The organism is Nocardiopsis oceanisediminis (assembly GCF_048595525.1).
Taxonomy (GTDB): Bacteria; Actinomycetota; Actinomycetes; order Streptosporangiales; family Streptosporangiaceae; genus Nocardiopsis_A; species Nocardiopsis_A oceanisediminis.
In genome coordinates this window covers 3,555,690-3,574,999 of the sequence record NZ_JAFMZJ010000001.1, presented here as the reverse complement: position 1 = coordinate 3,574,999, position 19,310 = coordinate 3,555,690, and the positions used below count along the sequence as shown (strand labels likewise).

20 protein-coding genes, 1 pseudogene and 1 riboswitch are annotated in these 19,310 nt (G+C 76.7%); of the genes and pseudogenes, 14 read left to right on the top strand and 7 right to left on the bottom strand.

Annotation, left to right across the window (positions count from 1 at the left end; genetic code table 11):
• Nucleotides 1-29 precede the first annotated feature (29 nt).
• Nucleotides 30-536 (top strand): methylated-DNA--[protein]-cysteine S-methyltransferase, encoded by a 507-nt coding sequence (locus J0910_RS15875; protein ID WP_420159289.1) that lies wholly within the window; start codon nt 30-32, stop codon nt 534-536.
• Nucleotides 537-710: 174 nt separating this feature from the next.
• On the opposite strand, the gene J0910_RS15870 is transcribed toward J0910_RS15875, so the two are convergent.
• On the bottom strand, nt 711-998 hold the full coding sequence (locus J0910_RS15870; protein ID WP_420159288.1) for a helix-turn-helix domain-containing protein: 288 nt from the start codon (nt 996-998) through the stop codon (nt 711-713).
• A gap of 544 nt (nt 999-1,542) precedes the next feature.
• Here J0910_RS15870 and J0910_RS15865 point away from each other — a divergent pair.
• Nucleotides 1,543-2,190, top strand: a complete 648-nt coding sequence (locus tag J0910_RS15865; protein WP_420159287.1) for a TetR/AcrR family transcriptional regulator — start codon at nt 1,543-1,545, stop codon at nt 2,188-2,190.
• A 90-nt stretch (nt 2,191-2,280) separates the two neighbouring features.
• On the opposite strand, the pseudogene J0910_RS15860 reads toward J0910_RS15865, so the two are convergent.
• Nucleotides 2,281-2,868, bottom strand: a pseudogene (locus J0910_RS15860) (maleylpyruvate isomerase family mycothiol-dependent enzyme); the annotation flags it as partial.
• A 290-nt stretch (nt 2,869-3,158) separates the two neighbouring features.
• On the opposite strand from J0910_RS15860, the gene J0910_RS15855 reads away from it, so the two are divergent.
• From J0910_RS15855 to J0910_RS15840, 4 genes are read left to right on the top strand one after another with little or no spacing between them, the layout of a single operon-like run.
• Complete coding sequence (locus tag J0910_RS15855; RefSeq protein ID WP_420159286.1) at nt 3,159-4,310, top strand: acyltransferase family protein; 1,152 nt, start codon at nt 3,159-3,161, stop codon at nt 4,308-4,310.
• A 31-nt stretch (nt 4,311-4,341) separates the two neighbouring features.
• Nucleotides 4,342-5,127: an SDR family NAD(P)-dependent oxidoreductase gene (locus J0910_RS15850; protein WP_420159285.1), complete on the top strand. Its 786-nt coding sequence runs from the start codon at nt 4,342-4,344 to the stop codon at nt 5,125-5,127.
• A 52-nt stretch (nt 5,128-5,179) separates the two neighbouring features.
• Nucleotides 5,180-6,337 (top strand): NAD(P)/FAD-dependent oxidoreductase, encoded by a 1,158-nt coding sequence (locus tag J0910_RS15845; protein WP_420159284.1) that lies wholly within the window; start codon nt 5,180-5,182, stop codon nt 6,335-6,337.
• A 43-nt stretch (nt 6,338-6,380) separates the two neighbouring features.
• The gene (locus tag J0910_RS15840) at nt 6,381-6,671 is read left to right on the top strand and encodes a YiaA/YiaB family inner membrane protein (protein WP_420159283.1); all 291 of its coding nucleotides are present in this window, start codon (nt 6,381-6,383) and stop codon (nt 6,669-6,671) included.
• A 70-nt stretch (nt 6,672-6,741) separates the two neighbouring features.
• On the opposite strand, the gene J0910_RS15835 is transcribed toward J0910_RS15840, so the two are convergent.
• Nucleotides 6,742-7,899, bottom strand: coding sequence for an alpha/beta fold hydrolase (locus tag J0910_RS15835; RefSeq protein WP_420159282.1), 1,158 nt, complete (start codon nt 7,897-7,899; stop codon nt 6,742-6,744).
• Nucleotides 7,900-7,982: 83 nt separating this feature from the next.
• A riboswitch (TPP riboswitch) is annotated at nt 7,983-8,094 on the top strand.
• 12 nt (nt 8,095-8,106) lie between these two features.
• Between J0910_RS15835 and J0910_RS15830 the strand changes: the two genes are divergently transcribed.
• From J0910_RS15830 to J0910_RS15810, 5 genes are all read left to right on the top strand, one after another.
• On the top strand, nt 8,107-8,736 hold the full coding sequence (locus J0910_RS15830; RefSeq protein ID WP_420162004.1) for a TenA family protein: 630 nt from the start codon (nt 8,107-8,109) through the stop codon (nt 8,734-8,736).
• A gap of 454 nt (nt 8,737-9,190) precedes the next feature.
• Entirely contained in the window at nt 9,191-9,397 is a 207-nt protein-coding gene (locus J0910_RS15825) for a hypothetical protein (RefSeq protein WP_017591649.1), read from the top strand.
• Between the two features lie 573 nt (nt 9,398-9,970).
• Nucleotides 9,971-12,046 (top strand): acyltransferase family protein, encoded by a 2,076-nt coding sequence (locus J0910_RS15820; protein WP_420159281.1) that lies wholly within the window; start codon nt 9,971-9,973, stop codon nt 12,044-12,046.
• A 112-nt stretch (nt 12,047-12,158) separates the two neighbouring features.
• Complete coding sequence (locus J0910_RS15815; RefSeq protein WP_420159280.1) at nt 12,159-12,509, top strand: VOC family protein; 351 nt, start codon at nt 12,159-12,161, stop codon at nt 12,507-12,509.
• A 211-nt stretch (nt 12,510-12,720) separates the two neighbouring features.
• A complete protein-coding gene (locus J0910_RS15810; RefSeq protein ID WP_420159279.1) occupies nt 12,721-13,191 on the top strand; it encodes a VOC family protein in 471 nt (156 codons plus the stop codon).
• On the opposite strand, the gene J0910_RS15805 is transcribed toward J0910_RS15810, so the two are convergent.
• Nucleotides 13,151-14,092 carry an AraC family transcriptional regulator gene (locus J0910_RS15805; protein WP_420159278.1) on the bottom strand — a complete coding sequence of 314 codons (942 nt, stop codon included), beginning with the start codon at nt 14,090-14,092 and terminating at the stop codon, nt 13,151-13,153. The genes J0910_RS15810 and J0910_RS15805 overlap by 41 nt on opposite strands.
• 163 nt (nt 14,093-14,255) lie before the next feature.
• On the opposite strand from J0910_RS15805, the gene J0910_RS15800 reads away from it, so the two are divergent.
• Nucleotides 14,256-14,738, top strand: coding sequence for an anthrone oxygenase family protein (locus tag J0910_RS15800; RefSeq protein WP_420159277.1), 483 nt, complete (start codon nt 14,256-14,258; stop codon nt 14,736-14,738).
• Between the two features lie 56 nt (nt 14,739-14,794).
• Here J0910_RS15800 and J0910_RS15795 read toward each other — a convergent pair whose 3' ends face one another.
• Nucleotides 14,795-15,238, bottom strand: a complete 444-nt coding sequence (locus tag J0910_RS15795; protein WP_420159276.1) for a YybH family protein — start codon at nt 15,236-15,238, stop codon at nt 14,795-14,797.
• 54 nt (nt 15,239-15,292) lie between these two features.
• The gene (locus tag J0910_RS15790; RefSeq protein WP_420159275.1) at nt 15,293-16,564 is read right to left on the bottom strand and encodes an MFS transporter; all 1,272 of its coding nucleotides are present in this window, start codon (nt 16,562-16,564) and stop codon (nt 15,293-15,295) included.
• 485 nt (nt 16,565-17,049) lie between these two features.
• Between J0910_RS15790 and J0910_RS15785 the strand changes: the two genes are divergently transcribed.
• Entirely contained in the window at nt 17,050-18,075 is a 1,026-nt protein-coding gene (locus tag J0910_RS15785) for an ArsR/SmtB family transcription factor (protein ID WP_420159274.1), read from the top strand.
• 74 nt (nt 18,076-18,149) lie between these two features.
• Here the strand turns inward: J0910_RS15785 and J0910_RS15780 are convergent, their stop codons facing one another.
• On the bottom strand, nt 18,150-18,782 hold the full coding sequence (locus J0910_RS15780) for an NADPH-dependent F420 reductase (protein WP_420159273.1): 633 nt from the start codon (nt 18,780-18,782) through the stop codon (nt 18,150-18,152).
• A 98-nt stretch (nt 18,783-18,880) separates the two neighbouring features.
• Between J0910_RS15780 and J0910_RS15775 the strand changes: the two genes are divergently transcribed.
• Nucleotides 18,881-19,282 (top strand): winged helix-turn-helix transcriptional regulator, encoded by a 402-nt coding sequence (locus J0910_RS15775; RefSeq protein ID WP_420159272.1) that lies wholly within the window; start codon nt 18,881-18,883, stop codon nt 19,280-19,282.
• Nucleotides 19,283-19,310 lie beyond the last annotated feature (28 nt).

Below are 19,310 nucleotides of genomic sequence, written 5' to 3'. Positions count from 1 at the left end.
CGGGGGCCCGGGGCGCGAGACTCGTTCCCATGGAGCTCGAGACCGCAGAGAACGAGACGGGCGCGGCCGGACCCGCGCACGCCGTGCTGGACAGCCCGGTGGGGCCGCTGACCCTGGTCGCACAGGACGGCGCCCTCATCCGGCTGCTCTTGGAGGAGCGCCCCGGGGCGCCGGGCGGACCGGCGGACGCCGCGGTGCTGGCCGAGGCGGCCCGCCAGCTCCGGGAGTACTTCGGCGGCCGCCGCACCGGCTTCGACCTGCCGCTGCGCCCGTCCGGGACCGCCTTCCAGCGGCAGGTGTGGGCGGAGCTGGCGGCCGTGCCCTACGGCGGGACGGTCACCTACGGCGAACTGGCCGAGCGGATCGGGCGCGGCCCGTCCTCGGCCCGCGCGGTCGGGTCGGCCAACGGCGCCAACCCGATCGCGGTCGTCATCCCCTGCCACCGGGTGGTGGGCGCCGACGGCGGCCTCACCGGCTACGAGTGGGGCGTGGACCGCAAGCGCTTCCTGCTCGACCTGGAGCGGGACGGAGGCTGACGCCGCGAGGAGGAGCCCCTCCGGGCGGCGCGCTCCGGGCCCGCCGGGGCGGAAGCGCCGGCGGCGGAGAAGGGGGCCGGGGGCGATCGGTCTCTACCGCCGTGCACGGCGGAGTCCGGCGGAGCATGCGGGCAGCGCGCGGGATGATCCCCGGCCCCGCCCCGGCCGAGGGCCTCAGGAGGCGCGGGCGCCGGAGGCCGGGGGGTCGGCGGCCTCGTCCGCAGGGGGGAGGCGGGAGGCCAGGTCGGCGAGGTCGAGGCCGATCGCGCCGGCGATGGCGGCGACGGTGAAGAAGGCCGGGTTGGGGATGGCGCCGCGCTCGATCTTGCGCAGGGTGTCGATGGAGACGCCGGCCGCCTGGGCGACCTCGGCGGCGGTGCGCGGGGCCCGGGCCGCGCGGAGGACCTGGCCCAGGGCCCGGCCCCGGTCCCGCTGGCCCTCGGTGAGAGGTGTGCGAACCATGCCCGAACCCTAGCCGATGGGCTCCCGGCGGGCGATGAAGAACGGCTGGTATATCAATACCGGTCCGATGATCCGGGCGTGCCGGGGCGGTGCGGACCGGGGCGGCCGGGCGGCCCCGGAGGGCTCCGCCGAACCGGGCCGGCCGCCGCGGCGGGGTCCCGATGTGCGCTCTTCCGCGCGCCGGCGCCTCCGGAGCCGCTGTCCCGCCTCATTCGATCTGCTCGCCATGCACGCCTCTGAGCGGGGCATTGAGCGGATCGTTCGAGACGGGCCGACCCTGGATCCTCCAACGATCCGCTCCCTCGCCGGCGTCGTCCCGTCCGGCCTGCCCGGTGATCGGCGGATGCTCGCGATGGCCGCGCACCCCTTCGGCCTGCGCCGACGCGCTCCGAGCGTTCCGGGGCCGGCCGAGAGGGGGCGGACCGTTGGAGAATCCGGCCACGAGCGAGCGGCTCGGAGGAGAATCGAGCAGGCCGCATGCGACAGGACAGCCGCGGAAGGGCGGAGGCGCCCCTCCGCCCCGCGGGATTGCTAGTTTTCATCCATGCGGCCAGAAAATCGCCAGGGCGGCCAGGAGAGCGGCACCGACAAGCAGAAGAAGCGGTCCTTCATCGAGGAGGCCCGGCGCGCGCAGATCATCCAGGCGGCGATCGAGACCATCTCCGAGGAGGGCTACGCCAACTCCTCGCTGGCCCGCATCGCCAAGCACGCGGGCATCAGCAAGGGCGTCATCTCCTACCACTTCGCCGGCAAGGAGGAGCTGCTGTACGAGGTCGTCGTGCAGGTGTACACCAAGGTGGCGGAGGCGGTCGCCCCCGCCGTCACCGCCCAGCCCGACCCCGTCCGGGCGCTGCGCGCCTACATCACCACCGCGGCCGGCTACATGCGCGGGCACCGCACCGAGCTGCTCGCGCTGAGCAGCATCTTCCTGGGCTCCCGGGACACCGAGGGGGAGCCGCGCTACGGCGTCGCCGGCAACGAGGACCTCTACCGGAACCTGGAGGAGATCTTCCGCTGGGGGCAGGAGGAGGGCGCGTTCCGCGGCTTCGACCGCCGGGTCATGGCGGTCACCTTCCAGGCCTCCATCGACGCGATGTTCGGCTACTGGGTCTTCTATCCCGAGCACGACCTGGAGGAGCACGCACGGGAGCTGGCGGACCTGTTCGAGCACGCCGTCCGCGCCCCCGGCTGAAGCGCACGCGCGGGCCGCCGCGGAAGTCCGCCGGCGGCGGAGGGGGCGGGCCCGCCCCGCCGTTCGGCGGCCCGGCTCCGCCGCTGCACCTGAGCCCGCCGCGCCCTCATCTGCGGCGCGGCCGGGGCCGGTCCGGAACGGGCCGTCGTCCGCGGCGAGCCGCAGGCCGCCGAGGCGGCTCTCGGCCGGGACGACCATGTCGGTCCCGCTGTAGTACTCCGCCACCCGGGTGACCGCGCCGACCGGGAGGTCCCGGCGGATCCCCAGCGGCCGGCGGACGTCCTCGCCGTGCACGACCGCCTCGCCGAGCATCGCCACGGCGGGCAGCGGGGGCCCGGTCCTGCTCGGGACGGCGCGCCGGAACCGCTCCAGCGTCTCGGCCGGCCCGGAGCCCGGCTGCTCGGCCAGGCGCATGGCCACTTGCGCGTCGAAGCCGAACCGGCAGCGGACGACCCCGGACGGCCGGCGCACCGGGCCGAGGGTCGCCCCCGCGGTGAGGTGGGCCACTGCCTCGCGCACGCTCAGCCCGTCGCACAGCGATGGCGGCTCCCAGCACTCGCCGGCCGGATCGGCGAGGCCGGCCGCCAGGGCGGCCCGCTCCGCGCGGATCAGCGGCCAGAGGTCCGCTCCGCGCCGGGCCGCCGGTTCCGGATCGGCCGCTCCGCTCGTGCCGGTCATAGGGCTCCTCCTCCGTGTTCCCCCGCCCCGGCCGCGCCGGGCCCGGAGGGCGCGGGGTCCCCGGGGTGCTCCCCCGTTGCGGACAGGACCGGCGCCGGCCGCCGGACTCATCGCAGGCGGCGCGGACTCCACCGGGAAACCTCCCGGGGCGGCCGGGGGAGGCCCCCGGGCACCGGATCCGGGAAAACCCCGATGCATTTTCCGGCCGCCCGTGCAAGAATCTGGCCGAGCGGCCAGAAAATCGGCCGCACGACCACATTCACCGCCCTGCACGGGGGAGAGGCAGCACCATGACGACAGGATCCGCGCCGGGCGTCCGGCCCGCACCCGCATCCCCGGGGCCGGCGCCGCGGCCCCGGCTCGCCTACATCGACAACCTGCGCATCCTGCTCACGGTCCTGGTCGTGCTGCACCACTGCGCGGTGACCTACGGCAACATCCCGGCCTGGTTCTACACCGAGCCCGCCCAGGACCCCTCCGGCGTCGCGCTGGACCTGCTGGTCATCTTCAACCAGGCCTTCTTCATGGGGTTCTTCTTCCTGATCTCCGGGTTCTTCACCCCCGGCTCGGCCGACCGCAAGGGGGCGCGGCCCTTCCTCCTGGACCGGCTGGTCCGGCTGGGGATCCCGCTGCTGCTCTTCGTGCTGCTGATGCGGCCGCTGCTCACCTACGGCATCTACACCGAGCTGGCCGCCGACGAGCTGCCCTACTGGCTCTTCTACATCTTCAGCTGGGACGCCGGACCGATGTGGTTCGTCGAGGTGCTGCTCGTCTTCTGCCTCGCCCACCTGCTGATCCGCCGGTTCCGCGCCCCCCGGGAGGCCCGGATCGCCGAGCGGCGCACCGGCCGGATGCCCGGCCCCGCGGCGGTGCTCGGGTTCACCGCCGGGCTGATCGCGCTCACCTTCCTGTGGCGGCTGCTGGTCCCGACCGGCACCTACTGGCCGGTGGTCGGCCTGCCCACCCCCTACTTCCTGCCGCAGTACGCGCTGATGTTCACCGCCGGCGCGCTGGCCTTCCGGCGCGGCTGGTTCGACTCCGTCCCCCGGGCCGCGGGGTGGGGCGGCCTGGCCATGGCGGTCTTCGCGACCGCCGTGCTCTTCCCGGTCAGCGGCGGAGCCGGCGTCCTGCCCGGCGCGTGGGGCTCGCTGTCCGGGGCGGCCTTCGAGAGCGTCTTCGCGGTGGGCGCGGTACTCTTCCTGCTCTGGCTCTTCCAGCGGTTCTTCGACCGGCAGGGCCCGTTCGCCCGGTTCCTCTCCGCCAACGCCTTCGCCGTCTACTTCCTGCACTCGCTGGTCCTGGTGGGGATCGGCCACGCCCTGTCCGGGTGGGAGGCGCCGGCGGCCGCCAAGTTCGGCGCCATGGCGGTGCTCGCGCTCCCGCTGTGCTGGGGCGCCGCGCACCTCATGCGCGCCCTGCCCCTCGCCAAGCGCGTCTTCTGACCGCCCCGGCCCCTTGATGAGAAGAGAGCACATGAGCGCGTTCGACGGAAAGAGCATCCTGGTCACCGGGGGTGCGAGCGGGATCGGCGCGGCCACCGTGCGCCGCGCCGCCGCCGACGGGGGGCGGGTGCTGATCGCCGACACCGACGAGCGGGCCGGGACCGCGCTCGCCGAGGAGACCGGCGCGCTGTTCCGGCGCACCGACGTCGGCGACTTCGAGCAGATGAAGGCCGCGGTGGACGCCGCCGCCGAGGCCCACGGCGGCCTGGACGTGCTGTTCTGCAACGCCGGGGTCGGCGGCCCCAGCGAGGGCCTCGTCGACCAGGGCATCCCCTACGACCTGGACCGGTACCGCGAGACCGTCGCGGTCAACCTGCACGGCCCGGTGCACGGGGTGCACGCGGCCCTGCCGCTGATGCGCGGCCGCGCGGGCGCGTCGATCCTGGTCACCTCCAGCATGGCCGGCCTGTTCGCGCCGCCCCTCGGCGAGGTCTACGCCGCCACCAAGCACGCCCTGATCGGCTTCGTCCGCTCCCTGGCGCTGACGCTGGCCGACGAACCGCCCACCGTGAACGCGATCTGCCCCGGCTACGTCGACACCCCGATGATCGCCCCGCTGCGCACCATGATCGACGGGATGGGGCTGACCGGGACCATCGCCGCCCCGGAGCAGGTCGCCGCGCTCGCCGAGCGCATCGTCGCCGGGCGCGGCAGCGGGGAGGCCTGGCTGATCACCAGGGACGCGTGCGCGCCGTTCCCCTTCCCCGACCAGGGCGAGATCCTGCGGCGGATGCACGACGGCACCGGCCCGGCGTGACACACCGCCGGAGACCTGGCCGCCCCCGAGGCGCGCGGGGCAAGCTGGACCCATGAGGGTGATCGTGATCGGCGGCGGCATCGCCGGCACCAGTGCCGCCTACCATCTGGCGAAGCGGGGGGTGTCCACCACGCTGGTGGACGCCTCCCGGGTCGGACAGGCCACGGCGGCCGGCGCCGGGCTGGTCTTCCCCTGGCCCATGCCGTGGGACCCGCCGCCGATGCGGGACTTCGCCCTCCAGGCGGCCGCCCACTACCCGGCGCTGATGCGCGAACTCGCCGAGGACGGCCAGGCGACCGGCTACCGGGTGGTCGGCGGGATCTCCGCGGGCACCGGCCCCGAGCGGTTCGACCGCGAGCTGGCCCTGCTGCGGGAGCTGCGCGCCCGCCCCGGCTACGAGGGCCTGGGGGAGGTCCGCCGCCTGCCCCGGGGCGGGCCGGCGGAGCTCTTCCCGGCCCTGGCCGACGAGTACGAGGGCGTCTTCGTGGAGGGGGCGGCCCGGGTGGACGGCCGCCGCGCCCGGGACGCGCTGTTCAACGCCGCCGAGGAGCGCGGCCTGCGCTACGTCAAGGGCGACGCGGAGCTGGTGGCCGCCGGCGGCCGGGTGACCGGGGTGCTGGCCGGCGGCGAGGAGCTGGCCGCCGACGCGGTGGTGGTCGCGGCGGGCGCCTGGTCGGCGGCGCTGCTCCGCCCGTTCCGCGTCGACCTGCCGGTCTACCCGATGCGCGGGCAGATCGTGCACGCCGCGCTGCCCGGCGTCCGGACCCGGGACTGGCCGGTCGTCCGCTTCTCCCAGGAGGGGCGGTACCTGCTGGCGCTGCCGCCGGACCGGGTGGTGCTGAGCGGGACGTGGGAGCCGTGGGCCGGGTTCGACCACCGGGCGACCGTCGGCGGCGTGCTGGAGGTGCTCTCCGGCGCCGTCGCCCTGGCCCCCGCGCTGGTCGAGGCCACGGTCGCCGAGACCCGGGTGGGCTTCCGCCCGGCCTCCCGGGACGACCTGCAGCTCCTCGGCCCGGTCCGGGCGCTGTCCGGGGCGGTGGTGGCGACCGGGCTGGGCGCGTCCGGCCTCACCTACGGCCCCTACCAGGGCGCCGTCGCCGCCCGGCTGGTCCTGGGCGAGGACCCGGGGAGCGACCTGTCGGCGTTCCGCCCGGACCGGGTGGCGCCTGCGGCGGGGACCCCGCCGGAGCGCACCGGACCGGTTGAGTAGCGGTACTCATCCGCGCCGCACCGGCCCCGGCCACCATGGAGCCATGAGCTCCGCACCCCTGAACACCAAGGTCACCCCCGCCTTCTACCTCCAGTCCCTCATCGCCTTCGGCGTCGCCAGCGCGGGCCTGTGCGGCGGTGTCGCCCTGCTGCCGATCGACCCCTGGATGCGCGCCTTCATCGGGATGGGCGTGCTGTTCGTCATCACCTCCACCTTCAACCTGGCCAAGTGCGTCCGCGACCGGCAGGAGGAGGCGCTGATGGCGGCCTGGGCCGAGCAGGCCCAGGCCTACGGCGCCGGCAGCCACCACGCCTACGCGGGCAAGAGCGGCTGACCGCCGGACCGGCGCGGAACGGCGCCCCCGCCCCGCCCCCGGGGCCGCGGGGGCGCCGCGGCGTGCGCGGTCAGCGGCACAGGGCGCGGACGGCCTCCTCGAAGTGCGGGAACTCCTCCCGGGCGCGGCGCAGGATCTCCTCCGGGGGGCGCCGCCCGCCGGGGGCGTACCGCTCGGCGATCTCGGCGGTGCGCGGGCAGGGGTCCCCGGCGGGGCCCCAGCCCATCGCCTCGGCGGGGCCGACCCCCTGGGCCAGCAGCCAGAGGAAGGACCCCAGGTCGCAGGCGAGCACCAGCAGCTCGCCCTCCGAGCCGAGGAAGACGACGGGCTGCTCCGGCAGCGGCCGCCCCTCCCGGACCAGCCACAGCCCGGCGTAGCCGCCCGCCCCGTTCATCCCGAAGAACCGGTACTCCCGCCCGTCGGCGTCGGGGTTGCCGGTCCACAGCCGGAACCACCAGGCGGTCTCCTCCGGGTCCTCGAACGCCTCGTACATCTCGAAGTCGACGTCGGCGCGGGGGAGCCCTTCGGCCGCGGCCTCCGCCAGCCCCGGCGGCAGGTCCGCCCCGGCCCCGCCGGCGCCCGGGGCGCCCGCGCCGACCGGCGCGGAGCGGTCCAGGAAATCCCCGACGGTGCGGGCGAAGTCCTCCGGAGCGTCCAGCCACGGGTAGTGGCCGGCGCCGGGCAGCACCGCCGTCTCGCCGCGCGGGAACAGCCCGGCGATCTCCGCGGCGACCCGGGGGAGCGGGCCGCCGTCCAGTCCGCCCGCGACGGCCAGGACCGGGGCGTCCAGTCCGGCGACGGCGGCGCGGGCGGCCGCCTCCCACCGGTGCTCCTCGGTGAAGTCGATGCCCAGGGCGCGGCCCCGGGCGGTGACCAGGACCAGTGAGCGCACCCGCTCGGGGTGCCGGGCCGCGTACAGGACCGCCAGGTCGCCCGCGGCGGAGTGGGCCAGCAGGTCGACGCGGTCCAGGCCGAGGTGGGCGCGGAGCGCCTCGACGTCTCCGGTCTGCCGGTCGCAGCGGCGGGCCGCCGGGTCGGCGCCGCCGCCGGAGTCCCCGGTGCCGCGCGGGTCGGGCACGATGAGCCGGCGCCGCCGCGCCAGCCCGCCGAGGCCGCCGAGGTAGGCGCCGGCGCGCATCGGGCCGCCGGGCAGGCAGATCAGCGGTTCCCCCTCGCCTTCGGCGCGGTAGGCGAGCGGGGTCCCGTCGGGAGCGGTGAAGGAGGGCATGGCGCGATCCTTCCGCCCCGCACCGGAACGGGCAAACGCCGCACCCCGGGGCGGAACGCCGTCCCGGCCCCCGGTATGGTCGTCGGCACGGCGCGGGGTGCACCGGTCCGATGTCGGCATCGGCCGGAGCTGAGATCACACCCGTCGAACCTGATCTAGCTCGAACTAGCGAAGGGAACGCCCATCTTGAGCGATTTCTGTGCCGAGGTGTGGAACGAGACGGCCGGCGTGCGCGCGGCCATCGACGACCTGCCGTTCGTCCGCGGCCTGGCCGACGGGTCCCTGTCCCGGGACCGGTTCGACTACTACATGGCCCAGGACGCCCTCTACCTGCGCGGCTACGCCCGGGCCCTGGCGTCGGCGGCGGCTCGGGCCGACCGCTCCGACGAGATCGCCTTCTTCGCCAAGTCGGCGCACGACGCGATCGCGGTGGAGAGCTCCATGCACGAGGGCTTCGTCGGCGAGGTGGCCGGCCTGCGCCCCTCGCCGACCTGCACCGCCTACGTCTCCTACCTGCTGGGCCTGGCCCAGACCCAGGGGTACGGCGAGCTGGCCGCCGGGGTGCTGCCCTGCTTCTGGGTCTACACCGACGTCGGCGCCCGGCTGATGGAGAAGGCCGGCGACCTGTCCGGGCACCCCTACGGCGAGTGGATCTCCACCTACGCCGACGAGGAGTTCGCCGCCTCCACCCGGCGGCTGTGCGCCATCACCGACGGCATCGCCGAGCGCTCCGACGCCGCCACCGTCGCCCGGATGCGCGAGGCCTTCACCACCGCCACCACCTACGAGTTCCACTTCTGGGAGGCGGCCTGGGAGAAGGAGGGCTGGGCCTTCTAGCGCCCGTTCGGAGCGGTGGTCATCGGAGGCCGCGCATCCAGATCACCGCTCCGCGCAGGCGGGGGCCGGCCAGACGGCTCTCGGGGGGCGTGTCGTAGCGGGCCGCGATGGCGCGCCGCGCCTTCAGCGTGTCGATCGGGCGCTCCGCGCTGCTGCGGCCTTTGCAGAGCCCGGCGCCGGAGGAGACCGGCCGACCCGCCCCCGCGCCCCCTCTTCCTGCGGGCGGCCGCCTGCTCGGCCCTCCCCGGGACGGCCGCCTTGGTTCCGCGCCTGCGGGATCCCCCTGCCGGCCCCCGGTGGCCCGGTGGAGCACCGCCTCCGGGGAAAGCCGCGCTCCGGAACGGGCGTCCGGGACCGGCCGGAAGCGGCATATTTCCCGATTGCCCGGCGGGGCCGGGGTGCGGCGGGTACCGTTGCCCCGACCGAGAGCCCGGACGAGCGTGGGAAACAGCCGATGGAGCCATACGACAGGACCCTCTCCGCCGGGGACCTGAAGGGCCGGACGACGGTCACCGACACCGGGGGCAACACGGCCGTCATCCACGCCGGCCCGGTCCGCATCCGCTGCACCTGGAACGACCGGGCCGCGCTGATCCAGCTGGCCTCGGCCGCCATGCAGGCGCTGACCATCGTCGACGGCGACCACCGCATGGAGCACTGAGCCGCACCGGGGGAGCCCCCGCCCCGGGCCGAGGGGTTCCGGCGGCCGCCGGAACCCGGGACCGGCCGGCGCGGGCGACACGCCGGGACGCCGCTTCCCGGGTTCAGGGCCGGGGTTCCCTTTCGGCCCGGGGGCGGGGCGGCCCGGCGGGCGGAGCACCGGAAGAGGCCTGCCCCGGCGGGGCGCCGCAGGTGATCGGGACGGCCCCCGAGGCCCGGTAACGGACATCCGGATCACGGCGCCGAGAGCGCCCGCAAGGGGAGGGGCGCCGGGGCCGCCCCGCGGCCGCGCCCGGCGCGCGGAGCGGCGCTCCGCCCCTGCTCGCCCTAGCCCCTGCGGGCGCCCGCGGGCATGTGTCCGCGAGGCGACACTCAGGTCACTCCGGCGAGAATTTTCGTCCTACCTGTGCTTCCAGGCGACTAATCGACTACCCACGGTCGCGTTTTCCTGAGAGAATCCCCATTCCTGGGAGAACTCCCAGGAAGCGCGCCGCGGCGGCCCCGCCCGCGCAGCGGGCATGCGGCGCGCCCCGAGTCCCACCGAGACGGCCCCGAGACGCAGGCAAGGAACCCCGTGCCGACCCAATCGCAGCCCGCGCCCGCACCCCCGGCAGCCCGCCCCGCGCCGCCGCGCCGCTTCTTCCCGGAGGTCCAGGGCCTCCGCGCGCTCGCGGTGGCGCTGGTCGTCGTCTACCACGTCGACAAGGAGCTGCTGCCCGGCGGCTACATCGGCGTCGACGTCTTCTTCGTGATCTCCGGATTCCTCATCACCACGCTGCTGCTGCGCGAGGCCCGCGAGCAGGGCCGGGTCTCCCTGTCCGGCTTCTACATCCGGCGGGTCCGGCGCATCCTGCCCGCGGCCACCGTCGTCCTGCTGGCCACCGGCGCCGCCGCCATGGCGCTGCTGCCCTCGGCCCAGCTGCTGGACACCGCCAAGCAGCTCGCCGCCTCGGCGCTGTACGTGCAGAACCTGCTGCTGGCCCACGAATCGGTGGACTACCTGGCGGCCGGCGCCGCGGAGAGCCCGGTCCAGCACTTCTGGTCGCTCGCCGTGGAGGAGCAGTTCTACCTGTTCTGGCCGCTGCTGTTCATCGGCTGGACCGCCCTGCCGGCGCGGCTGCGCCGGGCCCGGATACTGCTGCTCGGCGGCGGAGCGGTGATCGCCGCCTCCTTCGCCTGCTCGGTCTGGCTCACCCTGTCCGACCCCGCCCCGGCCTACTTCCTGCCGCAGACCAGGATGTGGGAGCTGGCCGCGGGCGGCGTGCTGGCGATGGTGTCGGCGCACCGCACCCTGCCCGCCGCGGTCCGCGCCGGCCTGGGCTGGGCCGGGCTGCTGGCCATCGCGGCCGCCGCGTTCACCTACGACGACGCGGTGGCGTTCCCCGGCTGGGCCGCCGCCCTGCCGGTGCTGGGCACCGCCGCCGTGATCACCGCCGGCCGCACCGAGGGCCGCTGGTCGACCTACCGGCTGCTCAGCGCCGCCCCGGCGCGGTTCGTCGGCGACCTGTCGTACGCGATCTACCTGTGGCACTGGCCGCTCATCGTGTTCTGGCCCTTCCTGCCCGGCACCGAGGTGTTCGGCGCGTTCGGCGGCGTGCTGATCGGCGCCGGCTCGGTGCTGCTGGCCTGGGTCACCAAGCTCCTGGTGGAGGACCCGGTGCGGACCGGCGGGGCGCTGCGCACCGGCCGCGCCGCGCTCGTGTTCGCGCTCTGCGGGGCCCTGCTGGTGTCCGGGACGAGCTGGATCCAGTACCAGCAGGTGGAGCAGCGCCGCGACGTGGCCTTCGACCCGGACGTGCACGTCGGCCCGGCCGCCATCGAGGAGGAGCGGCCCGAGGGCGACACCGGGCAGGCCGTCTACCCGGCCCCGATCGACGCCCTGGACGACCTGCCCAGCGTCTACGGCGACGAGTGCCAGGCCATGCCGAGCGACCGCACCGCCGACCCGTGCGTGTACGGCCCCGAGGACGCCGAGGTGACGGTGGCCGTCGTCGGCGACTCGCACGCCGCCCACTGGGTGCCGGCGGTGCGCGCCGTGGCGGGGGAGCGGAACTGGCGGGTGTACACCTTCACCAAGTCCTCCTGCCCGTTCACCGGCGCCCCCGTCACCCGGGACAGCGGCGACGACCGCCGCTACACCGAGTGCGGGGACTGGAACGCCGACGTCGTCGACCGGCTCACCGGCGACGTCCGGCCGGACCTGGTGTTCACCAGCGCGCGCAGCCGCGCGATCAGCGCCGTCGCGGGCGACACCGAGGAGGGCAAGCGCCTGATCGCCGAGGGCATGGCCGAGCAGTGGACCGAGCTGGAGGAGGCCGGCGCCCAGGTGGTCGCGATCGCCGACACCCCGGTGGCCCGGCCCCGGGTCCCCGAGTGCGTCGAGCTGCACCCGGCGGACCCGGACAGCTGCGCCAAGGAGCGCGACGACGCCCTCGGTGAGGAGGACCCGCAGCTGATCGCCGCGGACCGGCCGGAGACCGGCGCCGAGGTGGTCGACCTCAACGACCGGCTGTGCACCGACGACACCTGCCCGGCCGTGGTCGGCAACGTCCTGGTCTACCGGGACGCCCACCACCTGACCGCCACCTACTCCGAAATGCTCGCCGCCGACCTGGAGGAGCGGGCCGGGCCGATCCTGGAGGCGCTGTGACCGGTGCCCGCCCGGTGGCGGGCGGGGCCGGTGTGCGCGCACGCCGGCCCCGGGGGGCCGGGGCGCCCGAGGCCGGCTCCGGGGCGGATGCGCCCGTGTACGATCGGTCGCCATGGAAATCGCCTGGGAGGCCCTGACCGTCGACGCGCACGACCCGCCGCCCCTCGCCCGGTGGTGGGCGCAGACCCTCGGCTGGGAGCTGATGGAACCCGTCCCGGCCGGCGTCGAGGTGCGGCCGCCGGACGGGCGCTCGCCGTCCCTCTTCTTCACCCGCGCGGACGGCGCGAAGCCGGCCAAGAACCGCCTCCACCTCGACCTGTACGCGGAGGACCGGGCGGCGGCCGTGGACGGGCTCCTCGCCCGGGGAGCCGCCCGCGCCGACGTGGGGCAGCCGGACGACGCCGCCTGCGTGGTGCTGCGCGACCCCGAGGGGAACGAGTTCTGCCTCCTCGAACCGCGCTGACCGGCCGCTCCCTGCTCCCGGTGGGCGCCCGCACCGCCGAGCCGGTCAGGGGCGGCCGCCCCGGGGCCGCGCCCGGCGGAACGGCGGCGGGGCCGCACGGCCCCGCCCCCATACCGGGTATCGGCCCGCCTATTGGTGCGGGGGCCGCCCGCCCGGCTAGGGTCTGCCGGTGCCCGGCCGCGAGGGCGGCCGGTGTTCAGGAGGCGGGGTCATGGGCGGCTTCTATCACGTGTGCTTCGCCGTTCCCGACATCGGGGCGGCCATGGCGGAGCTGAGCGGGGCGGTGGGCGTGGAGTGGACGCCGCCGCGCGCGGACCGGATCGGGGAGTGGGACTTCCGCATCGCCTTCACCCGCGGCGACCCGCCGTTCATCGAGCTGATCGAGGGGCCCGAAGGCAGCCCGTGGGGGTGCGGCGGGGCCGGGCGCTTCGACCACCTCGGGTTCTGGACCTCCGACCTGGAGGCGGGCACCGCCCGGCTGTCCCGCGCCGGCGTCGGGGCCGACTTCGACGGCTGCCCGTTCGGGCGCCGCTTCGCCTACCACCGCGCCGGGTCGATCGGCGGGCGGATCGAACTGGTCGACGCCGCCCGCCTGGCGGACTTCCGCGCGGCCTGGGCCCCGGGGGCCGGCGCGATGCCGGTCATCGATCCGCTGCGCGGGCCCGGTGCTCGGTGGGGCTGACCCCGTAGGCGCGCTTGAACGCCGAGCTGAGCGCGAACGGCGTGGAGTAGCCGACCTTGCGGGCGATGGAGCTCAGCGGGGCGTCGGAGCCGCGCAGCAGGTCGGCGGCGGTGGCCAGGCGCAGCCCGGTGAGGTAGGCGATCGGCGCCTCGCCCACCAGCGCGGTGAACCGGCGGGCCAGCGCCGCGCGGGACACCCCGCACTCGCCGGCCAGCCCGGCCACCGTCCAGGCCCGCCCGGGGTCGGCGTGCAGCAGCCGCACCGCCCGCCCGACCACCGGGTCGGCGCGGGCCCGGTACCAGGCCGGTGCGGCGCTGCGCTGCCCGGCGAACCAGGACCGCAGCGCGGTGATGAGCAGCAGGTCCAGCACCCGGTCCAGGACGACCTCCTGGCCGGGCTCGTCGCGGCCGATCTCCTCCGCCAGCATCGGCAGCAGCGGGCTGTCCCAGGAGCCGGCGGGCACGTGCGCCACCTGCGGGAGGACGTCGGTCAGCCGGCGGCTGACCTCGCCCTCCACCAGGTAGGTGCCGACCAGCATCTCGGTGGGCGCGTCCTCGCCGTCGCCCCAGGTGCGCACGCCCAGCGCCATCGACTCCCACAGCGGCTCGCCGTAGAGGGTGTGGCACTTCTGGTCGGCGTCGATCACCACCCGGACGGGGGTGCCGGGGGCGCCGGCGACCGTGTAGGGGCCGCTCCAGCGCACCACCGCCACGTCCCCCGGGCCCATCCGGACCGGTTCGGCGCCCTCGCAGAGCACGTACGCCTCACCGCGCAGTACCGCGGTCAGGCTCAGCGGGGCCTCGTCGGCCACCCGGATCGCCCAGGGCGGCCGGAGCAGTGTGCGGAGCAGGAAGGCGCCGCGCGCCCGCGGCCCGTCGAGCAGGCCCGCCAGTTCGTCCATCCCGGACCGTCCTCCCCCGGGGCCCGAAGCCGCCGAACGGAACCGATCATAGACGCTCGCGTATGCGGGTGAGCGGCCGAGCCATAGCCCGTCTCAGCGGGATCCGGTTGAATCAGGACCGTTCAGCGGTCCGGCCGGGGCCGCCCGCCGGGAGGAGAGACCCATGCCGGACCTGTTGCGCACCGCCGCCGGCGTGGCGGCCCTGATCGCGGCCGGACTGAACGCGGGCCTGTTCTTCGCGTTCACCACGGCCGTCATGCCGGGGCTCGGCGGCGCCTCCGACACCGCGTTCATCGACGTGATGCAGCGGATCAACCGGAAGATCCTCAACTGGAGGTTCCTGGCGGTGTTCTGCGGCGCCCCGCTCCTGGCGCTGCTCTGGGCGGTGGCGGCGACCGGCTCCGGCGCCGCGGCGGTGCCGGCCTGGGCGGCGTTCGCGCTGCTGGCCGGGCACTTCCTGATCACCGCGGCGGTCAACGTGCCGATGAACAACGCGCTGGAGGCCGCGGGGCCGGCCGGACGGGCGGCCGACCCGGCGCGGGTCCGAGCCCGCTTCGAAGGGCCGTGGAACCGGTGGAACCGCGTCCGCACGGTGCTCAGCGCCGCGGCGCTGGCCTGCGCGGCCGCCGGGGTCGCCCTGCTCTGAGCCGCCGCGGTCCCGGCGCCGCCCCGGACGGCGGGGCGGTGCCGGGGCCGGCGCGCTCAGGGCTCCAGGTCCAGGGCGGCCTTCCCGCTGCCGTCCATCTGCAGCGGCACGGAGGCGTGCGCGTGCACGATCTCCCACCGGCCCGCGGTCCTGCGCAGGCCCACCGTCTCCCGGAACCACAGGTGGTTCTTCTCCCCGCTGGTCCGCTCCCCGGTGAGCAGGACCAGGCCGTGGCAGAAGGCGACGTCGCCGCCGACGAACACCTCCAGGTCCCGGCTCTCCACGCCGACCGGGCCGGTGAAGGAGTCGTACCACTCCCGCAGCCCGCCGGGGTCGCGCGCCTCCTCGCCGGTGTAGCGCAGCGGCGGCGCCAGCTCGTAGGTCACCGCGTCGGGCGCCATCGGGGCGAGGGTGGCCGCCACGTCCTTGGCGCGCATCGCCGCCGCGCGCTCCTCCAGCACTCTGCGGATCTCGGCCTCGTCGGTCCCGGTGTCCGCCATGGTCGCCGCTCCTCTCCGGGGCGGTGCCGCCCCCTTTTCCCGCTTCCGTCCCCTCTAGGACCCCGGGCGGGCGGAGAAGTCATCGCCCGCCGCGCGGCCGGGGAGGAACCGGCGGCCGAGGCCGAGCACCGCCGCGATTCCGCAGACCCCGGCGGTGGCCACCGCGGCGCCGGGCGGGGCGAACTCGGCGAACGCCCCGGCGGCCGCGAAGCCCAGCCCTTGGGCGATCATCAATCCGGCCGAGGAGAGCGCGAACACCCGCCCGCGCAGCGCCTCCGGGGTCGCCTCCAGCAGCAGGGCGTCCAGGGCCAGGGTGTAGCCGAAGCCCAGCGCGCCCAGGGCCAGCGCGGCGACCGCCACCGCCGGGCCGGGGCCGGCCAGGAAGAGCGGGAAGGGCGCGAACACCGCCAGGGCCGCCGGAACCATCCAGCGGCGCCGCCGCTCCGCGCTGAGCAGCGACCCGGCCAGCAGCTCCCCGGCCACGGTGCCGACCGGGGCCGCGGTCAGCAGCAGCGCGACGAGCATCGGTCCGCCGCCCATCCGGTCGGCGAGCGGCGCGGCCAGCGCCTCGGGCCACACCACCAGCGCCGGCGGGATCCAGATGAGCAGCAGCGCCGCGCGCAGCCGGGGGTCGGCGAACGCCTCCCGGACCCCGGCCAGCGAGTCGCCGAGCAGCCGGCCGCCGGCCCCGGGGGCCCGCCGGGCGGGGCGGGCCGGGGTGCCCAGGCCGATCAGCGCGGCCGACGCGGCCATCAGCACCGCGGCGACCAGCAGCGCGGTGGGCGGCCGGACCAGCAGCAGCAGGGTGCCGCCGAAGGAGAACCCGGCGATCTGCGCGGTCTGCGCGGCCATCCGGAGCAGGGAGCGGCCCAGCGGGAACAGGCCGGCGGGCAGCACGTCGGCGAGCGCGGCCGAGCGGCTGCCGGAGTAGACCGGGGCGATGGCCCCGCTGACCGCGAGCAGGGCCAGCATCGCCGGGATCGGCGTCCCGGGCAGCGCCATGCAGGCCATGACCGCGCCGACCGCCCCCTGGGAGGCCGTCATGACCCGGCGCGCGGGGAAGCGGTCGGCCGCCGCGGAGAGCAGCGACGCGCCGAGCAGGTGCGGCAGGAAGCCGAGCGCGAAGGCGAGCGCCGACAGCAGCGGCGAGCCGGTCCGCTCGAAGATCAGCACCGAGAGGGTGACCTGCACCGCGACCTGGGCGAGGATGGAGAGGATCTCGGCGGCGAACAGCACCCGGAACTCGGGCACCGCGAGCACGCCGGCGTACCCCTGGCGGGGTTCGGGCACGGCTGGGGAGCGGCCGTCGGCCGCGGAGGCGGGCATGCCCCCACGCTTCCGCCCCGTGCCGCCGGCTTCAACGGATTCGCCCACACCCGAATCGTCCGGGCGGAGCCTGCTCGGAGGGGCCCGCCCGCCTCCGCCCCGGGACGCCGGGCCGCTCGCGGCGCACGGCCGGGGACCGCGCGGCCGTCGAGGCCGGCTGCCCGCGCCGCTCGCCCCCCGGGAGGGACGTACCGCGCGGCCGTCGAGGCCGGCTGCCCGCGCCGCTCGCCCCCCGGGAGGGACGTACCGCGCGGCCGTCGGACGCCGCCCCGGCCGGCCCGGGGGATCTCAGGAGGCCGCCGCCCGGTGCGCCCGGCCGGAGGCGTTCCACCGCTCGGACCGGAAGCCGGGGCCCTCGGCCGGCGGATCCGGTCCAGGCCGCTCGGGCGCCCCGGCTCCCGGCGCGCGCCCCGGGAGGCGGGTGCCCACCGGGCGACGCACCGCTCTCCGCCCGGCCCGAGCGGGCGGTGCGGCATGATCGAGCGGTGCGGGACCCGCACGGGAGAGGGGGCGGCGCGGTGGGCGGACGGGTGGTCTTCGGGAACAAGGACCTGATGCGCTGCAGGTTCGCCGTATCACCGCTGTGGGAGACCTTCGCCGCGGTGCACACCCTCTTCGAGCCGCACCGGCAGGGCTTCCACCTTCCGTGGGTGCGCGCCGCGCGGCTGCCGGAGGGGGTGGACCCGGCGCCCTTCCGGCTGCTCCTGCCGCGCCCCGGCTACGTCCCGGACTTCCTCACCCCGCCCCCGCTGGGGCCGCTCGCCTCCATCGAGGAGGAGCTGGAGCGGTTGCGCGCCACCCCGCCCGCGCAGGTCGGAGCCGAGCTCCGGGCCTGCCTGCTGGACCCGCGCCGGGGCCTGCCCGCCTCGGCCACCGCGCCGCTGCTCGCCGACGCCGCGGCGACCCGGGACGCCATGGCCGACCTGCTCGCCGCCTGCTGGGAGCACCTGGTGCGGCCGCACTGGCCCCGGCTGCGCGCCCTGCTCGACGCCGACATCGCCGACCGCTCGCGGACCCTGGCCGAGCACGGCCTGGAGCGGCTGCTCCCCGCCCTGGACGGCCGGCTCTCCTGGGAGCGGGGCACCCTGCGGGTGGACAGCGCGGCCGCCCCCGGCGAGCTCCGGCTGGACGGGCGCGGCCTGCTGCTGATGCCCAGCGCGTTCGTCTGGCCGGAGCTGATCGTGGTCGGCGACGAGCCCTGGCAGCCGACGCTCATCTACCCGGCCCGCGGTGTCGGCGACCTCTGGTCGCCCCCGCCCGGGCGCCCGCCGGAGGCCGTGGCCGCGGTGCTCGGCCGCACCCGGGCCCGGCTGCTGGCCGCGCTGTCCCGGCCGGAGACCACCACCGGCCTCGCGGCCCGGCTGGGCCTCAGCCCGGCGGGCGTCTCCGGCCACCTCACCGCGCTGCGCGACGCCGGCCTGCTGGATTCCTGGCGCTCCGGCCGCCGGGTCTTCTACGCCCGGAGCGCCCTGGGCACCGCGCTGACCGGCGAGGACCCGGACCGGCCCTGAGCCCGCCGCCGGGAGGGGAAGACCGGGGGAGAAGGGGCCTTCCCCCCCCGTCCTTCCCCTCGCGCCGCCCGGCGTCAGGCCGCCCGGTGGGCGCCGGGCAGGGCGGAGGACGGGTCGAACCCGGCGAAGGCGAGGCCGATGCAGAACCCCGCGGCCTCCTCCAGCTGCCGGGCGCGGCCGAGCGGGCCGAGGACGGCGGGCGCCGCGCCCAGGTCGCGGACGAGCCGGCCGGCGGTCTCCAGGGCACCGGCGTCGTCGCCGCACATCGCGACCGTTCCGGAGGCCGGCCCGGGCCCGGCCCAGTGCGCCGCGGGGAACAGGTGGAACGCCTTCACCACGTGCGCCCCCGGGGCCAGGGCGGCGATCCGCTCGGCCGCCGAGCCGTCCGCGATGCGGAGCACGCCGCCGCCGTGCGGGACCGGGTTGCTCGGGTCGATCAGGGGGACCCCGGCCAGTGCTCCGCCCGCCGCGCCGGCGGCGGCCAGCATGTCCGCGGCTCCGTCCCAGGCCACCGCGAGCAGCACCGCGTCCCGCCCGGCCGCCGCCCGCTCCGGGGGCGCGGCGCTCGCACCGCCGCCCAGCCGCCCGGCGAGCGCCCGCGCCTTCTCCGCGGACCTCCCGCCGACCGCCACCTCGTGCCCGGCGCGGACCCAGCCCGCGCCCAGCGCCTCCGCCATCGCCCCCGTGCCCAATACGCCGATCCGCATCGCGTTCCTCCTCGCTCGCCGGGTTCTCCCGGTCGCGGCCACGGTAGGCGGGGCGTCACGCACCGATCGGTGCGCATCGCGGATGCGACCATGGGGGCATGGCGCGGGAGAGCGGCTCGTCCGGGAAGCACTGCTACGACCTGATCGCCGACTGCGGGCTGCGCGCCGCCGCCGACCTGCTCGTGCACACCTGGGACCCGGTGGTGCTCGCCGCCCTGGCCCAGGGCCCGCTCCGCCGCCGGGAGCTGCGCGCCGCCATCGGCGGGGTCAGCGACAAGGCCCTCACCGAGGCGCTGCACCGGCTGCTCGCCGCCGGCCTGCTCGAACGCCGCCGCTACCGCGAGGCCCCGCCCCGCGTCGACTACGCGCTGACCGCCCTGGGCGAGACCTTCGCGAAGGGCCCGCTGCAGGCGCTGGCCGACTGGGCCCTGGCCCACGCCGACGAGCTGGCCGCCGCGCAGGAGGCGGGGGAGGAGCGCTCGCCCCGGCCGCCGGCGTGATCGGGGACCGGGAGCGGCCGCGTTGCGC

Excerpts from the sequence above, each read along its gene's own strand:
- J0910_RS15875 (WP_420159289.1), top strand. The coding sequence starts at position 30 with ATGGAGCTCGAGACCGCAGAGAACGAGACGGGCGCGGCCGGACCCGCG.
- J0910_RS15870 (WP_420159288.1), bottom strand. The coding sequence starts at position 998 with ATGGTTCGCACACCTCTCACCGAGGGCCAGCGGGACCGGGGCCGGGCC.
- J0910_RS15865 (WP_420159287.1), top strand. The coding sequence starts at position 1,543 with ATGCGGCCAGAAAATCGCCAGGGCGGCCAGGAGAGCGGCACCGACAAG.
- J0910_RS15855 (WP_420159286.1), top strand. The coding sequence starts at position 3,159 with ATGACGACAGGATCCGCGCCGGGCGTCCGGCCCGCACCCGCATCCCCG.
- J0910_RS15850 (WP_420159285.1), top strand. The coding sequence starts at position 4,342 with ATGAGCGCGTTCGACGGAAAGAGCATCCTGGTCACCGGGGGTGCGAGC.
- J0910_RS15845 (WP_420159284.1), top strand. The coding sequence starts at position 5,180 with ATGAGGGTGATCGTGATCGGCGGCGGCATCGCCGGCACCAGTGCCGCC.
- J0910_RS15840 (WP_420159283.1), top strand. The coding sequence starts at position 6,381 with ATGAGCTCCGCACCCCTGAACACCAAGGTCACCCCCGCCTTCTACCTC.
- J0910_RS15835 (WP_420159282.1), bottom strand. The coding sequence starts at position 7,899 with ATGCCCTCCTTCACCGCTCCCGACGGGACCCCGCTCGCCTACCGCGCC.
- J0910_RS15825 (WP_017591649.1), top strand. The coding sequence starts at position 9,191 with ATGGAGCCATACGACAGGACCCTCTCCGCCGGGGACCTGAAGGGCCGG.
- J0910_RS15815 (WP_420159280.1), top strand. The coding sequence starts at position 12,159 with ATGGAAATCGCCTGGGAGGCCCTGACCGTCGACGCGCACGACCCGCCG.
- J0910_RS15810 (WP_420159279.1), top strand. The coding sequence starts at position 12,721 with ATGGGCGGCTTCTATCACGTGTGCTTCGCCGTTCCCGACATCGGGGCG.
- J0910_RS15805 (WP_420159278.1), bottom strand. The coding sequence starts at position 14,092 with ATGGACGAACTGGCGGGCCTGCTCGACGGGCCGCGGGCGCGCGGCGCC.
- J0910_RS15800 (WP_420159277.1), top strand. The coding sequence starts at position 14,256 with ATGCCGGACCTGTTGCGCACCGCCGCCGGCGTGGCGGCCCTGATCGCG.
- J0910_RS15795 (WP_420159276.1), bottom strand. The coding sequence starts at position 15,238 with ATGGCGGACACCGGGACCGACGAGGCCGAGATCCGCAGAGTGCTGGAG.
- J0910_RS15790 (WP_420159275.1), bottom strand. The coding sequence starts at position 16,564 with ATGCCCGCCTCCGCGGCCGACGGCCGCTCCCCAGCCGTGCCCGAACCC.
- J0910_RS15780 (WP_420159273.1), bottom strand. The coding sequence starts at position 18,782 with ATGCGGATCGGCGTATTGGGCACGGGGGCGATGGCGGAGGCGCTGGGC.
- J0910_RS15775 (WP_420159272.1), top strand. The coding sequence starts at position 18,881 with ATGGCGCGGGAGAGCGGCTCGTCCGGGAAGCACTGCTACGACCTGATC.